This window comes from Parasphingorhabdus sp., from assembly GCF_041748495.1.
Taxonomy (GTDB): Bacteria; Pseudomonadota; Alphaproteobacteria; order Sphingomonadales; family Sphingomonadaceae; genus Parasphingorhabdus.
The window spans coordinates 1-15,584 of record NZ_JBGTDD010000170.1 but is presented as its reverse complement, the minus strand read 5'-3'; the positions used below and the strand labels follow the sequence as shown (position 1 = coordinate 15,584).

Sequence of the window (15,584 nt, the reverse complement as noted above, 5' to 3'; positions counted from 1 at the left end):
CAGTCTTTTGCATCAATGGTTCTGCCGCGCAATAAAAAGGGGCCGGAAAAACCGGCCCCTGATTGTCGGGTGACAGAATGCCACCGCATGTTTTCGGGTCTAGAACCTGCCGCGCAGGGTCAGACCGTAGCTGCGGGGTTCCTGGACGAAGGCGGAACGCGAACCAGAGCGCAATACCGTGTTAAAGGTAACGCCGCGGGTCACTTCGTTGGTCAGGTTGGCCACGAAGGCCTCGATGCCCCACGTGTCGTCCTGACTACCGATACCGGCGCGCAGGTTGATCTTGATATTGCCATCCTGCGTGTCGAACGGAACCGGGTTCATCGCTGCCAGATTGGCAGGATCGACGGCCTGGGTTGACGTCCGGCGATCACTTTCAAACCGCATCTGCGCATTGAGGAAATATTTCAGATTGTTGCCAATGTCATTGGCGTAGGTCGCCCCGACAATACCCACGATATCCGCAGAATCGGTCAGCGAATTTCCGCAAAGCGCCGCAACATTCTGATTGGTCTGGGTACCAGCACAATCTTGCGGATAATTGGCATCGGTGTAGGTCAAAGCCGCGTTGACCGTGAAATGGTCGTCCGGCCGGATCGTGGTTTCAATTTCCACACCCTGGGTTTCCGCCCTGGGAACATTGAAGGTCTGGAACTGCGCTCCGGTGAATTCGAGAACCTGGAAGTTCTTGAATTCCTCGCGGAATGCCGCCAGATTCAAGGTCACCGCATTGTCCAGGAATTTGGCTTTCAGACCAATTTCATAGGCATCCACTTCTTCGGAAAGAAAACGTGGATCAGCGCCGCCGGCAGCAGCCGTGGAATCGAGGTTGAAGCCACCCGACTTATACCCATGGGTAAAGCTGGCGTAGATATTGATCGGGTCGGCAAAGGCATATGCCACCTTGCCGGTGTAGATCAGTTCCGAATCGTTGAACTTGCTGTTGAACGTCCGTGGTGATGGCAACACCGCCGCAAATGGCGCATCGGCGGGTGCGGTGAAAGCAAAGCAGCCCAGACCGAAAAATGCGTTCCGCAAAGCGGCAGGCAGCGCACTCAAGCCGCCACCAGGCGAAATCTGGCCGACAATCGCCGGGCAGACCGGGTTGTTATTCGGGCCGGCCGCGTAGCCACCGGTCTTGCTTTCATCCGAATAGCGCAGACCGACGGTCAGTTCCAATCCGTCGGCAACTTCCAGTGTGTTGTGCGTGAACACCGACCAGCTTTTGCTGTTCTGCGTATATTGATTGTTGTTGGTGATGTTCGCAGGATCAAAGCCGGTGATATTCTGAAGCGGCGTGGCACCAAAGAAGATCGGACTCAACGGATTGAGGCTGGCCCCGCCGGTTGCGCCGGCCAGAATCGCACCAACGAGCCGGTCATAATCTGTACCAAGCGCAAAGGACACATCCTGAGAAATGTCTTCCTTTGAATAATAGCCGCCGACCAGCCAGTTCAAGGCACCGCCGAATGCTTCACCCTGAACCCGCAGTTCGTGGGTCATGGTTTCGATCGCCGTCTGATTGTCCGTCACATTGAACACGTCAATGCCGGAGAAATCGGAGTCATAGGCTTCCTTGGCATCATATTCGCGATAGGAACCGATATAGATCAGGTCCATGCTATCACCGAGTGGCACTTCGATTTCGCCGGTAACACCCCATTGATCAAATCTCGTGCGGGGCGCAAAATTGGCGGTCGCAATGCGTCCGTCGGCTGCGCGTTCGGCGGTAGTCGTGTCGAACGGATCCACTGCGACAACCGGAGCCGCCATGCCGCCACGGGGACCGAGGCCCACCGCTGCAAACAGGCCGGCGGTTTCCAGCGGCGATTGCAATAGTTCAACCGGAGTACAGCAACCGGCGGTGCTCTTGGAATAATCCGCAATCAGACGGCCGCGAATGCCGCCGTCGGTTTCAAAGCCGAGCTGGCCACGAACCAGATATTGGTCGGTGCCGTTCGATTCGCCGATCTTGGAACCCGTGGAGTCGACCACCGTCACATAGCCGTCACGTTCACGATAGGCACCGGTGACGCGCAGCGCCAGCTTGTCTTCGACGATCGGAACATTGACCGCACCCTGTACGCTCATCAAATTACGATTGCCGTAAGTGGCATTGGCGAAGCCGCCAAATTCGTTGAGATCAGGGCGCACGTTGGTGATGTTCAGCGCACCGGCAGAGGTGTTGCGGCCGAACAGCGTGCCCTGCGGGCCGCGCAACACTTCGACGCGTTCAACGTCGACAAATTCAGAAAGCGCGACACCCGGACGGGATTGATAGGCACCATCGATGAAAATGCCGACAGCCGATTCGAAGCCGATATTGTTGGAGGTCGTACCGACACCGCGGATTCGCAGAACCACCGAACCGGAGGCCAGCTGAGCGTTGGAAGTCGAGAAGCTGGATGATACGTTGGAGATCTGCTCGACATTGACAACGCCCTGGCGTTCCAGCTGGACCGGACTGATCGCGGTCACCGCGAGAGGAATGTCCTGCACATCCTGAGCGCGGCGGGTTGCCGTCACGATGATTACATTTTCGTCAAATGTTTCAGCTTCTTGCACTTCATCCTGGGCAAAAGCGGGGGTGGTCATGGCAGTGGTACACAATGCCGCCATGAGGAGTTTGTTGATCGTTTTCATTTATATTCTCCCGTTGAACAAACCGCTGTCGTCGCCAATATCCTGGGGGATGGCTTCTTATTACGAGAGCGGCGCGGCGTCCGTCGTTTAATTGAGCCATTAAATCAAGCGCAGTGAGGCAGGAAAAACCCGATTGCTTCGCAGTCGTTGCAAAAATGTGACAATCACTGCGGTAGAAACGCGAGGTATTTGGTATCTTTACCAGAAAGCGATGTCAAAAAGACACAGGCATCGCCCGTATCGGTGACCGGAAAGACCTGATCGGTCGATGCCTGCCGAATGCGTGTTGTAGCCGATGATATGGATCAAAACGGGCGCGGCGTGGCAAGCGTCAAGCGAACATGGGCATATTCGCCTGAAATCACCCTTGGCGACCCTGATCATCGCCGCTAGGGGAGATCGAACAGAGATTTAAGGACCCGATATGCCCCAACTCATCCTGCTTCGTCATGGCCAGTCGCAATGGAATCTGGAAAACCGGTTTACCGGCTGGTGGGATGTCGATGTCACGGAACTCGGCATCGAGGAAGCCAAGGCCGCCGGGCGGCTGATGAAGGAGCGCGGCATCGATCCGGATCTCTGCTTTACCAGTGTCCAGACCCGGGCGATCAAGACGCTCAATCTCGCGCTGGAAGAAATGGGCCGGCTGTGGCTGCCGATCGAGAAAAACTATCGGCTGAACGAACGCCATTATGGCGGCCTGACCGGCCTCAACAAACAGGAAACGCGTGAGCAACATGGCGATGACCAGGTACATATCTGGCGGCGCAGCTTCGACACGCCGCCACCGCCGATGTCTTCGGACAGCCCGTATCAGATGTCCAATGATCCGCGCTACAAGGGGATCGAAGTCCCATCGACCGAAAGCCTGAAAGACACGATAGCGCGGGTACTGCCTTATTGGAAAAGCCGGATTGCCCCCGAGCTGCAAAATGGCAAACGGATTCTGATTTCAGCGCATGGCAATAGTCTGCGCGCGCTGGTGAAGCATCTTTCCAAGATTGCCGATGACGAGATTACCGCTCTGGAAATCCCGACAGGCCAGCCGATTGTCTATGAGCTGGACGACGATCTGAACGAGATCGAGCGCTATTATCTGTCCGAGCGATAGTCCCAGCGATAGTCTGACCTGACTATTTGAACCTGTCTTTCGTCCGGTACATGGATGCATCGGCGCGGGACATCAGACCCTCGGTGGTATCCTGAGGTCCGACGAAACAATAGCCTATCGCCGCACCAAAAGGTAAGGGCTTGTCCGCGTGGACAAAATTGACCCGATTGAAATGTTCGACAAGCGAGTCGATTTTCTCCGCGACCTGATCGCCATTCAAATTGTCGAGTAGCAGACCAAATTCGTCGCCGCCAAGCCGCGCCACCACGTCCGTCGACCGGATATGGGTCTTCAATATTTTGGCCATGCGAGCCAGCAGTGCGTCGCCGGCGGCATGGCCATGTTCATCATTGATCGCTTTCAGATTGTCGACGTCGAGAAACAGTACCGCACAATTGTCGCCATATTGCCGACACTGCGCAACCCTGTCGTCAAGGCTTTCAACAAACAGCCGGCGGTTTGGAATCCCGGTAAGCACATCATGATAGGCGTGCTGCTTCATTTCAGCGAGATCCTCTTTGAGCGCAACTATTTCCTTCTCCAACGTAAAGCAGTTGGCGCAATATTGCTTGTTTCTTATGTGATGTTTATCCATTTATTTGTGATTCCCAATCCCGACAGGACATATATTTATATCTATTTGAAAGCACAACAGGATTATTCGAATTATAGGCTCGAAAGTTGATGCAATGCTCCTCCAGATTTGGGCGTAACCCACTGAGCGCAAATGGGTTGCAGCGAAAATGGAACCGCTCGATATGTGCCATTGCGTCCGCATCAATTCCCGACTAAACCGCATTGCTTCCGCAGCATTTGTCAGGGGCAAAAATGGTCGAAGCACCTCCTCCGGTTGGAATAATCATGGGCAGCCAGTCCGACTGGCCCACGATGAAGCTTGCAAGCGACATATTGGATCAGCTGGAAATCGCCCATGAAGCGAAGATCGTGTCAGCGCACCGCACGCCCGGCCGGCTTTATGACTATGCCACATCGGCAGCCGAACGCGGGCTGAAAGTGATCATAGCCGGCGCTGGCGGGGCGGCTCATCTCCCCGGCATGGCGGCCGCGATGACCCGCATCCCGGTGCTCGGTGTGCCGATCCAGTCGAAAGCCCTGAGCGGTATCGACAGCCTGCTGTCGATCGCGCAAATGCCCGCGGGCATCCCGGTTGGCACCCTCGCCATTGGCGAAGCGGGTGCCAAGAATGCGGCACTGCTGGCCGCGGCGATATTGGCCAATGCGGACCCTGCCCTCGCCGAGCGCCTTGACGCCTGGCGCGCGGCGCAGACCGAAGCCGTCGCCGACCGGCCCGAATAAGCGGGCGGCAGCGAGCAATGATGAAAACCCTCCCACCCGGATCGACCATTGGCATATTGGGCGGCGGCCAGCTTGGCCGGATGCTGAGCATGGCGGCGGCGCAACTGGGCTATCGCTGTCATATCTATGCGCCCGATGCGCAAAGCGTCGCTGCGGAAGTGTCGGCAGAATTCACCTGCGCGCAGGATGACGATATCGCCTCGCTGACCCGCTTCGCCGAAAGCTGCGACGTGATCAGCTTTGAATTTGAAAATGTCCCGGTCGAACCGTTGCACCAGATCGCAGGCTGCGCACCGCTCTATCCGCCGATCGCCGCGCTCGATATCGCCCAGAACCGGGTGGCCGAGAAAATATTCGCGCGCGACCATGGCGGCACCACCGCACCCTTTGCCGAAGTGACCAGCCGGGCTGAGCTCGACCAGGCAATCGCGGATATCGGCGCGCCGGCGATTCTCAAGACGATCCGCATGGGCTATGATGGCAAGGGCCAGTCGCGGATCCAGCCGGGTGATGATCTCGACCAGCATTGGCAGGCGGTCGCCGGACAGCCCTGCGTTGCCGAGGGTTTTGTCCGCTTTAGTCATGAATTTTCCGTGATCCTGGTGCGCGGACAGGATGGCGAAGTCCGGTTCTGGGATACGCCGCACAATGTCCACGAGGACGGCATCCTGGCCCACTCGCTGGCCCCCGCACCAGTCGAAATATTGAACCAGCAGGAGGCCGCCCGGGCGCTGGCCGCGAAGATGGCCGAAGCAATGGATTATGTCGGCGTACTGACCTGCGAATTTTTTGCCACCAGCGATGGCCCGCTGTTCAACGAGATGGCGCCGCGCGTGCACAATAGCGGTCACTGGACGATCGAAGGCGCGGTCACCAGCCAGTTCGAGAATCATATCCGGGCGATCTGCGGCCTGCCGCTGGGCGACACCGGTCTTGCCGCGAACAGGGTCGAGATGCACAATCTGATCGGCGCGCAATCCGATGACTGGCAGGCGCTGCTGGCCGCCGGGGCCAATCACCTGCATCTCTATGGCAAGGGTGCGTCCAGGCCGGGCCGCAAAATGGGACATGTAACCAAATTACATTTCTAATTTGCAGTCCGCCGGAACTGCGCTAGGCGTCCCCCATGAACCATCCTGAAATCATTCTCTTCATTGCCCGCGCCGACAATGGCGTGATCGGCGACGGCGACACCATTCCCTGGCGCCTGCCGGAGGATCAGCGGCGGTTCAAGACCATGACCATGGGCAAGCCGATGATCATGGGCCGCAAGACATTTGACAGCCTGCCCGGCCTGCTGCCCGGAAGGCGCCATATCGTGCTGAGCCGGGACAAGGCCTGGGACGGCGATGGCGCGGATGTCGCGAGCAACGTGGAAAGCGCGCTGAAAATGGCCAATGCGCCGCATATCGCGGTGATCGGCGGCGCGGAAATCTACAAGGCGTTCCTGGGCAAGGCTGACCGGATCGAACTCACCGAAGTGCACAGCAAGCCGAAGGGCAATATCAAGATGCCCGCGTTTGACGATACCGTCTGGCAAGAGACGGCGCGCGAGGATCATGCGGCGAAAAATGACAGGCCGGCGTTCAGCTTCGTCACCCTCAAGCGAACAGCGCCATGAAGAAAATCGCGCTGATACTTCTCGGTCTCATCGCGATTGCCCTCGCCGCCTTTCTGATCTTCGGGCCGGCCTGGTTCGAGAAACAGACCAATATCGTCGATGGCAAGCCGCTGCCGGAAATCAGCGTCGAGGCGCAGAGGCTGCATGACAGTCTGATGATCGTCGACCTGCACGGCGACACATTGCTGTGGAAACGCAAGATCACCGACAGCGTCAATTATGGCCATATCGATCTGAAGCGGATGCAGGAAGGCAATGTCGGGCTGCAGATATTCTCCAGCGTGACCAAGACGCCGAGGGGCCAGAATTACGACAGCAACAGCGCCGATAGCGACAATATAACCTTGCTGGCGATGACCCAGCTGCAGCCGGTGCGGACCTGGTTTTCCCTGCTCGAGCGGCAACTCTATCATGCGCAGAAGCTGGACCGGGCGGTGAAGGATTCGGCGGGCGAGCTGGCGATGATCAGCTATGCAGCGGATGTCGACGGGCTGGTCGAATTCCGCGCCCGGGACCGGCGTCCGATGGGAGTCCTGTTCTCGGCCGAGGGGTTGCAAACCCTGGAGGGCAAGCGCGAGAATTTGAAGAAACTCCATGACTCGGGCATGCGCATGGCGGGGCTGGTGCATTTTTTCGACAATGAGCTGGCGGGCTCGATGCACGGCGAGAAAAAGGGCGGACTGACTCCCTTTGGCCGGACCATCATCCGCGACATGGAGCAGATGGGGATGATCGTCGATATAGCCCATTCGAGCCATGCGACCGTTGCCGAGATATTGCAGATGGCGCGGCGGCCGGTGGTGTCGAGCCATGGCGGCGTGCAGGCCGTCTGCGGCGTCAATCGCAACCTGACCGACGCGGAAATCAGGGGCGTGGCGGCGACCGGCGGGGTCATCGGTCTGGGCTATTGGGATGGCGCCATGTGCGATACCGATCCGGCGACCGTGGCCCGGGCGGCGAAACATGTCCGCGATCTGGTCGGGATCGAGCATGTCGCGCTGGGCGGCGATTTTGACGGGGCGGTAACCACCCGTTTCGACACCAGCGGCATTGTCCATATCACCCAGGCGCTGATCAACGCCGGTTTTACCGAACCGGAAATCCGGGCGGTGATGGGGCTGAATGCGCTGCGGGTGATCCGGGCGGGGATCGAGCCGATGCCGAAATCCGTTGCGCCACCCCAGGGAGCCGTGACCCCCGCGACACCGCTGGTGGTCAAGCCAGGGACCGATGCCCGCGAACTGGTCACGGAATAGAGTCCAGCCTGCGCCCGGATGACGAACTTGTTGAATGAATTGAAAAAGCCCGCGATAGCGATTCGATGATCAGACTGAACGGAAAAGACCGGATCGAAGGCGAGCTGCGCGGGGCGATACTGGCGCTCGGCAATTTTGACGGCTTTCATTTTGGCCATCAGGCGGTCGCCGGCAAGGCGCTGAACTGGGCGCGGGACGAAGGTCGGCCAGCGATTATCGCTACTTTTGACCCGCATCCGGTGCGCTTTTTCAAGCCCGATGTGCCGCCCTTTCGCCTGACCAATCTGGACCAGCGCCAGCGGCTGTTTGCCGACGCCGGGGCCAGCGCGATGCTGGTATTCGTATTTGACGCGGCGCTGGCGGGAACGACGGCGGAGGATTTTATCGTCAAGCTGCTGGTCGAGCGTTTTGGCGCAGCCGGGGTGGTGACCGGAGCGGATTTCAGCTTTGGCAAGGGGGCGAAGGGCAATATCGACCTGCTGCGCGAAGTCGGTGCGGCGCACGGGCTGAAAACGGAGGCGGTCAGCGCGATCAGCGACAGCGACGATGTCATCTCCTCCAGTCGCATCCGGGCGGCGCTGAAAGAGGGGCATTGCGAGGAAGCCAATCGCCTGCTGACCCGCCCGTTCGCGATCCGCGGCGAGGTCATCCACGGTGACAAGAACGGCCGCCAACTCGGCTATCCCACCGCCAATATCGACATGGGCCAATATCTGCGCCCGAAATACGGGATCTATGCGGTCAAGGGCTGCCTCGCCGATGGCCGGATGCTGAACGGCGCGGCCAATCTGGGCATCCGCCCGAGCTTTGACCCGCCGAAGGAATTGCTGGAGCCTTATTTCTTCGATTTCAGCGAGGACCTGTACGGCCAGACGATCGAGGTGGAGCTGCACCATTTCCTGCGCGGCGAGCAGAGATTCGATGATCTGGATGCGCTGAAGGTGCAGATGGCGAAGGATTGCGACCGGGCGCGCGAGCTTTTGGGCTGAGATGATGGGTTGGCGGTGAGGAATCCGTTAGTGGAGAGCCTGGCTGCCGTTAGTCCTGAGCGTGTCGAAGGACGCTTATCGACGAGAGGCGTGGTTCGACAAGCTCACCACTCACGGTTGCAAAGCGACCCCGCCATGACATCCCCATTACAGGCCTCTTCGCCGCGTGAAATCGCGCTTGCACCCGCGCCCTGCCTCCCCTAATCCCCGCGATCATGAGCGATCCCAAAGCAGATTATAAAGACACGGTTTTTCTGCCGAAAACCGATTTCCCGATGAAAGCCGGCCTTGCCCAGAAGGAACCGGCGATCTTGGCGCGCTGGCAGAAGATTGGTCTCTATGAACAGCTGCGCGAAGCCCGCGCGGGGCGCGAGAAATTCATTCTCCACGACGGCCCGCCTTATGCCAATGGCAATATCCATATCGGTCACAGCCTCAACAAGACGCTGAAGGATCTGGTGGTCCGCTCGCAGTCTTTGCTCGGCAAGGATGCGCCGTTTGTGCCGGGCTGGGATTGTCACGGGCTGCCGATCGAGTGGAAGATCGAGGAACAATATCGCAAGAAGAAGCTGAACAAGGACGAGGTTCCGGCCAGCGAATTCCGCGCCGAATGCCGGACCTATGCCGACAATTGGGTCAATGTGCAGCGCGAGGAATTCAAGCGGCTCGGCGTGTTGGCGCAGTGGGACAAGCCCTATCTGACGATGGATTATGACGCCGAGGCGGCGATTGTCACCGAGCTATTGAAGTTCGCCGAAGCGGGTCAGCTTTATCGCGGCGCCAAGCCGGTGATGTGGTCGCCGGTCGAGAAGACCGCGCTGGCCGAGGCCGAGGTGGAATATGAGGATATTGTCTCGACGCAGATTGATGTGGCGTTCGAGATTGTTGAGGCGCCAAATGCGCCTGAACTGGTCGGTGCGCATGCGGTGATCTGGACGACGACGCCGTGGACGATTCCGGTTAATCAGGCGCTCGCTTATGGGGCGGATGTTGAATATGGCTTATACCAAATTCTAGTGAATTATGATGACTCACCAATCGGCCTAAATCTGCAAGAAGGTCAAAGCTATGTAATAGCAACCGAGTTAGCGGAAAAATTCTTCGACAAGTCTCGGAAGAAAATGGACGATCCGGGTCTGTTTGATGTTTCGCTAACTGCAAAATTCAAAGGCTCCCAACTCGCCGGGGCCATCGCCAAACACCCGATGGCCACCAAATTCCCGGACAGCGAATTCTACACCAAACCCCGCCCGTTTCTCGACGGCTCGCATTTTGTCACCACCGATGCGGGTACCGGGCTGGTCCATATGTCGCCTGACCATGGGGAGGATGATTTCGATCTGTGCAAGAAGCACGGCATCAATCCGGTGTTCGCGGTCGATGCGGATGGCGTCTATCGCGACGACTGGGAATGGCTGCCGCGTGGCGACGAGCGTTCGGGCGGGGTGATCAACAAGAATTTCAACGGCCCGGAAGGCCCGATCTGTTCGGACTTGCGCGAAGCGGGCGCGTTGCTCTCGGCCAGCGCCGATTTTACCCACAGCTATCCGCACAGCTGGCGCTCGAAGGCGAAGATCATCTATCGCTGCACGCCGCAATGGTTTGTGCCGATGGATCGACCTCTGCCCCAAGGCATCTCGACTTCGCTCGATGCGAACGGGAATGGGGGCAATGCCGTTAGTGGTGAGCCTGTCGAACCACGCCTCTCCGACGAGAAGCGCCCTTCGACAAGCTCAGGGCTAACGGACAATCCGACCCTCCGCGATGTCGCGCTAGACGAGATCCGCAACAAGGTCCGCTTCGTGCCCGAACGCGGCAGGCGGCGGCTGGAATCGATGGTCGAGGGGCGGCCCGACTGGGTACTCTCCCGCCAGAGGGCCTGGGGCGTGCCGATCGCGCTTTATGTTGATCGCAAGAGCGGCGAATATCTCAACGATCCAGCGGTCAATGCGCGGATCATCGCAGCGTTCAGGACCGGCGGTGCGGATGCCTGGTTCAATGCCGATCATCAGTTATTTCTCGGCAGCGCCTATGCGCTCGACGATTATGAAGTGGTCACCGATATTCTCGACGTCTGGTTCGACAGCGGCTGCACCCATAGCTTCGTGCTGGAAAGCGGCAAATGGCCGGAGCAGCAGTCGCCGGCGGACCTGTATCTGGAAGGCAGCGACCAGCATCGCGGCTGGTTCCAGTCTAGCCTGCTGGAATCCTGCGGCACGCGGGGGCACGCGCCGTACAAGGCGGTGCTGACCCACGGCATGACGCTCGACAAGACCGGCAAGAAAATGTCGAAGTCGCTGGGCAATACGCTCGATCCGAAGAAGATCATCGATGTACAGGGCGCGGATATATTGCGGCTGTGGGCGGCGAGCGTCGATTTTACCGAGGATCACCGGATTGGCGACGAAATCCTGAAAGGGGTTTCCGACAGCTACCGGAAGCTGCGCAACACGTTCCGCTACATGCTCGGCGGGCTCGGCGATTTCAGCGAGGCGGAGCGGGTCGCGGTCACCGATATGCCGGAGCTGGAGCGTTATATATTGCACCGGCTGGCCGAGGTCGACGCGAAGTTGAAGCAACATGTGAACGATTTTGCCTTCGGGCCTTATATGCGGGAACTGAACGCCTTTGCGCAGGAAGACCTCAGCGCCTTCTTCTTCGATATCCGCAAGGATTGCCTCTATTGCGATGCGGCAGATGATCCCAAGCGCATGGCCTACCGGACGGTGATGGATATCTTGTTCCACGCGCTGACGCGTTATATCGCGCCCGTACTGGTGTTTACCGCCGAGGAAATCTGGCAGAGCCGGTTCCCGGACGAGGAAGATTCGATCCATTTGAAGGAGTGGCCGGAGGTTGATGCGGGTTGGCTGGACGGCGATCTTGCCGGCAAATGGGAGAAAATTCGCGATGCCCGGGAACATGTCACCGAGGCGATCGAACCGTTGCGGCGGGAGAAGACCATCCGGTCCAGCCTGGAGGCCGAGGTTGTCTATCCGATGGCCGATCTGCCGATCAGCTCGGACGAATTTGCCGAACTGGCGATTGTCGCGGATGTCCGGGATGGCGATGTCATTGCCGTGTCCAAGACCGACAATCATAAATGTGGCCGCTGCTGGCGTTTGCTGCCCGAAGTCGAAGAGGATGGTATGCTGTGCGATCGGTGTGCGGAGGTGTTGGCGTGAATGTTGCTCTCTCACCCGTCATCCTGAACTCGTTTCAGGATCCCTCGCGACCGAGCGCCAAGCCCAACGAGGTCCTGAAACAAGTTCAGGATGACGATTCTCTGGTTCAGGATAAAAAATCTCTGGTTCAGGATGACGAAATGGCGAACGGAAATTGAAATGACCGATACCGACCAAATCACGAAATACCGCCGCATCGGCCTGATCATCGCCTTTCTGATCTTCTTTCTCGACCAGGCAAGCAAATTTGTCGTGATGCAGTTGCTGCAGCTGCCGGCCCGGGGGCAGATCGAGCTGATACCGTTTTTCAACCTGACCTGGGCGGAAAATTACGGTGTTTCGATGGGCTTCCTGACCGCATCGACCGATTTCCAGCGCTGGGCTTTGGTCGCGCTGACCGGGTTGATCGGATTTGCGGTGTTCCTGTGGATGAACCGCGAAAAGGCCAAATGGGACATTATCGCGCTCGGCATGGTGCTGGGCGGGGCGATGGGTAATATCGTCGATCGCGCGCGGCTGGGCTATGTTGCGGATTTTGCCGATCTGCATATTGGCGAATTCCGGCCGTTCCTGATTTTCAACGTCGCCGATGCCTGTATCAGCATCGGCGTGGTGATCCTGCTTGCACGGGCGCTGCTAATCCGCGAAAAGAAGGACGAGACAAAAGACGATGTTCAGCTTGACGAAAGTTGACCTGTGTCAGGAGCGCGCTATCAGGCTCCGTAAGAGATTTTTGAGGGACATTAACATGCGTAAATCGACCGTCGCCATCAGCCTAATATCGCTGGCCAGCCTGACGGCCTGTGGTTCCAGCGGATTGTTTGACCGGGACCGGCCCGATGAATTCGCCGTTTCGCGCCAGCCGCCGCTGGTGATCCCGCCCGATTTCACGCTGACCCCGCCGCAGCCCGGCCAGCCTCGTCCGCAAACCGGCGGATTGCAGCAACAGACGCTGGAAGCGCTGTTCGGCGGCCCGCAGGCGCGCAGCATTACCGAATCGGCGATCGTCGGCCAGGCCGGTAACGCCGATGCCGGCATTCGTTCCTCGGTCGGCGATGCCGAAACCTTCACCGTCGACAAGGGCAGCGTCACCCGTGACATCATCGCCGCACCGGAAGGTGACGGCCAGAACGCCCAGGCGGCCACGCCGCAATAGTTGTTCCCCTGCGCAGGCAGGGGCCCATCTCGTAAAATCCAGCACAGGCGATCTGGTTGAAGTGTGAAAGCGCTTGAGCCGGCAGCGTGCGATTCAATGACTTCCGGATAAAGGCTTTGGTTCAGGAGATGGGCCCCTGCCTGCGCAGGGGCACTGTCAGCTAATGCCGGAAATGGCGCATGCCGGTGAACAGCATGGCGAGGTCGGCTGCGTCGGCGGCGGCGATCACTTCGTCGTCGCGAATCGAGCCACCGGGCTGGATCACGGCGGTCGCGCCTGCCTCGACCGCGGCCAGCAGACCATCGGCGAAGGGGAGGAAGGCGTCGGAGGCGACAGAAGAGCCGATGGTGCGCGCTTCGTCCCAGCCGGCTTTTTCAGCGGCATCCCTGGCTTTCCAGGCGGCGATTCGCGCGGATTCGAGACGGTTCATCTGGCCGGCGCCGACGCCTGCGGTCGCGCCGCCCCTAGCATAGACAATGGCGTTGGACTTGACATGTTTGGCGACCGTCCAGGCGAACAGGCAATCGGCCATTTCCTGCTCGCTCGGCTGGCGTTTTGTCACGCATGTCAGATCCGCGCGCGTGATCTGGCCATTGTCGCGCGACTGCAGCAGATAGCCGCCGGCGATGCTTTTCAGATTCATGCCCCCGCGCGCAGCGTCGGGCAGTTCGCCGGTGAGCAGCAGACGCAGATTTTTCTTCTTCGCGAAAATCGCCTTGGCGTCATCATCGGCGTCGGGGGCGCAGACGACTTCGGTGAAAATGCCGGTCATCGCCTCTGCCGCCGCGCCGTCGAGCGGCCGGTTGACGGCGATGATGCCGCCAAAGGCCGAGACGCTGTCACAGGCGAGAGCAGCATGGTAGGCTTCGACGATATTGTCGGCGCTGGCGACGCCGCAGGGATTGGCGTGCTTGACGATCACTACGGTCGGCGGACCGTCGCGGAATTCGCTGACCAGTTCGAGCGCGGCGTCGGCGTCGTTGTAATTATTATAGCTGAGCGCCTTGCCCTGTAGCTGTTCGGCCTGGGCGATGCCGCGCGCCGAGGGGCCGTCGGGCAGATAGAGCGCGGCGCTCTGGTGCGGATTCTCGCCATAGCGCAGCTCGACCGGGCGGCTCATGGTCAGCGGCAGCGTGTCGGGGAACATCTTGCCCTGGTCGGCGAAGCCGAACCACTGGGCGATCATGCTGTCATAGCTGGCGGTCGCGGCAAAGGCCTTGGCGGCCATAGTCTTGCGGAAGGCCAGCGATGTACCGCCGTCGTTGTCCTGCAGTTCGGTGAGCAGGGTATCATAGTCCGACGGGTCGGTGACGATGGTGACGAAATCGTGATTCTTGGCGGCGCTGCGCACCATGGAGGGGCCGCCGATATCGATATTCTCGATAATCTCGTCGCGCTCGGCGCCCTTGGCCACCGTCTGGGCAAACGGGTAGAGATTGACGATCACCAGGTCGATCCCGGCGATATCATGTTCTGCCATCGAGGCGACATGGCCCGCGTCATCGCGCCGGGCGAGCAGGCCGCCGTGGACTTTCGGATGGAGCGTCTTGACCCGGCCGTCCATCATTTCCGGGAATCCGGTGACGTCGCTGATATCGGCGACCTCGAGCCCGGCGTCGCGCAGCGCCTTGGCGGTGCCGCCGGTCGAGATCAGCGCCACGCCCATCGCCGCCAGTTGCTGGCCGAGTTCGGCCAGCCCGCTCTTGTCCGAAACCGACAGGAGCGCGCGTTTGATTTTGATATTCTCGGTCATTGTTACCCCATATGTTTGAGCAGCCAGCCGGTTGCGCCGCCGCCCCTGCCCACTGCTCCGCTGATTACCATCTGTTTGACTTCATGGCCAATGCCCATGCCGTCAACCCAGACGCTTTCTTCCAGTTGAATGTCGCCGCTGGTCGAGCGGAATTGCCAGATATTGCCGTCGGCCAGGCGGAGGATCACGCCCTTGCCCTCCGAGATCAGGTCGCATTCGATATCCGGCCCGAGGTGAAAGCGCAGCGCATATTCGATATCGTCCTTGCGGCGCCGGCGCCTCTTGCCGTCGGGGATCAGCATATCCTCGCCGCGCAGCTCCAGACCGTCCGAGCGCAGCAGCAACAGCCGCTTGTGGACCAGACCGAAGCGCCGGGCATAGCCGTCATGGCTGGCTTCGAGCCGGGTCGCTTGTTCCACTTCGCGGCGGAACAGCTCGACCTCGCTGACCCCGCGCCCGAGCTTGCCATCGGCCAGGATCGAGGTGCTGTTGCTGTCGGCGATGCACAGGGTGCTGTGGGCAGCGGTGGTGCGCAGGCCGCGGGCCAGCGCCG

General features: G+C 59.4%; 13 protein-coding genes. 9 read left to right on the top strand and 4 right to left on the bottom strand.

What is annotated here, in order from left to right:
* Positions 1-99: 99 nt before the first annotated feature.
* Complete coding sequence (locus ACEW8J_RS14685; RefSeq protein WP_373492387.1) at positions 100-2,643, bottom strand: TonB-dependent receptor; 2,544 nt, start codon at positions 2,641-2,643, stop codon at positions 100-102.
* Between the two features lie 424 nt (positions 2,644-3,067).
* Between ACEW8J_RS14685 and gpmA the strand changes: the two genes are divergently transcribed.
* Positions 3,068-3,754, top strand: coding sequence for a 2,3-diphosphoglycerate-dependent phosphoglycerate mutase (gene gpmA, locus ACEW8J_RS14680; protein ID WP_373492386.1), 687 nt, complete (start codon positions 3,068-3,070; stop codon positions 3,752-3,754).
* Positions 3,755-3,776: 22 nt separating this feature from the next.
* Here gpmA and ACEW8J_RS14675 read toward each other — a convergent pair whose 3' ends face one another.
* The gene (locus ACEW8J_RS14675) at positions 3,777-4,349 is read right to left on the bottom strand and encodes a GGDEF domain-containing protein (RefSeq protein ID WP_373492385.1); all 573 of its coding nucleotides are present in this window, start codon (positions 4,347-4,349) and stop codon (positions 3,777-3,779) included.
* Positions 4,350-4,582: 233 nt separating this feature from the next.
* Between ACEW8J_RS14675 and purE the strand changes: the two genes are divergently transcribed.
* The 8 genes from purE (at position 4,583) to ACEW8J_RS14635 (ending at position 13,278) form a co-directional block, all read left to right on the top strand.
* Positions 4,583-5,071, top strand: a complete 489-nt coding sequence (gene purE / locus ACEW8J_RS14670) for a 5-(carboxyamino)imidazole ribonucleotide mutase (RefSeq protein WP_373492384.1) — start codon at positions 4,583-4,585, stop codon at positions 5,069-5,071.
* Between the two features lie 17 nt (positions 5,072-5,088).
* Positions 5,089-6,162 carry a 5-(carboxyamino)imidazole ribonucleotide synthase gene (locus ACEW8J_RS14665; protein WP_373492383.1) on the top strand — a complete coding sequence of 358 codons (1,074 nt, stop codon included), beginning with the start codon at positions 5,089-5,091 and terminating at the stop codon, positions 6,160-6,162.
* Between the two features lie 35 nt (positions 6,163-6,197).
* Positions 6,198-6,692, top strand: a complete 495-nt coding sequence (locus ACEW8J_RS14660) for a dihydrofolate reductase (RefSeq protein ID WP_373492382.1) — start codon at positions 6,198-6,200, stop codon at positions 6,690-6,692.
* Positions 6,689-7,948 (top strand): dipeptidase, encoded by a 1,260-nt coding sequence (locus ACEW8J_RS14655; RefSeq protein ID WP_373492381.1) that lies wholly within the window; start codon positions 6,689-6,691, stop codon positions 7,946-7,948. Before ACEW8J_RS14660 ends, ACEW8J_RS14655 begins: the two co-directional genes overlap by 4 nt.
* Before the next feature lie 65 nt (positions 7,949-8,013).
* Positions 8,014-8,937 (top strand): bifunctional riboflavin kinase/FAD synthetase, encoded by a 924-nt coding sequence (locus ACEW8J_RS14650; RefSeq protein WP_373492380.1) that lies wholly within the window; start codon positions 8,014-8,016, stop codon positions 8,935-8,937.
* Between the two features lie 215 nt (positions 8,938-9,152).
* Positions 9,153-12,122: an isoleucine--tRNA ligase gene (gene ileS / locus ACEW8J_RS14645; protein WP_373492379.1), complete on the top strand. Its 2,970-nt coding sequence runs from the start codon at positions 9,153-9,155 to the stop codon at positions 12,120-12,122.
* Between the two features lie 159 nt (positions 12,123-12,281).
* Positions 12,282-12,815 carry a signal peptidase II gene (gene lspA / locus ACEW8J_RS14640; RefSeq protein WP_373492378.1) on the top strand — a complete coding sequence of 178 codons (534 nt, stop codon included), beginning with the start codon at positions 12,282-12,284 and terminating at the stop codon, positions 12,813-12,815.
* Between the two features lie 55 nt (positions 12,816-12,870).
* On the top strand, positions 12,871-13,278 hold the full coding sequence (locus ACEW8J_RS14635; RefSeq protein ID WP_373492377.1) for a DUF3035 domain-containing protein: 408 nt from the start codon (positions 12,871-12,873) through the stop codon (positions 13,276-13,278).
* A gap of 160 nt (positions 13,279-13,438) precedes the next feature.
* Here the strand turns inward: ACEW8J_RS14635 and purH are convergent, their stop codons facing one another.
* Together purH and ACEW8J_RS14625 are read right to left on the bottom strand one after the other, a co-directional pair.
* The gene (purH, locus tag ACEW8J_RS14630) at positions 13,439-15,031 is read right to left on the bottom strand and encodes a bifunctional phosphoribosylaminoimidazolecarboxamide formyltransferase/IMP cyclohydrolase (protein WP_373492376.1); all 1,593 of its coding nucleotides are present in this window, start codon (positions 15,029-15,031) and stop codon (positions 13,439-13,441) included.
* Between the two features lie 2 nt (positions 15,032-15,033).
* The coding region (locus ACEW8J_RS14625; protein WP_373492375.1) for a heparinase II/III family protein at positions 15,034-15,584 on the bottom strand (551 nt) is incomplete at its 5' end.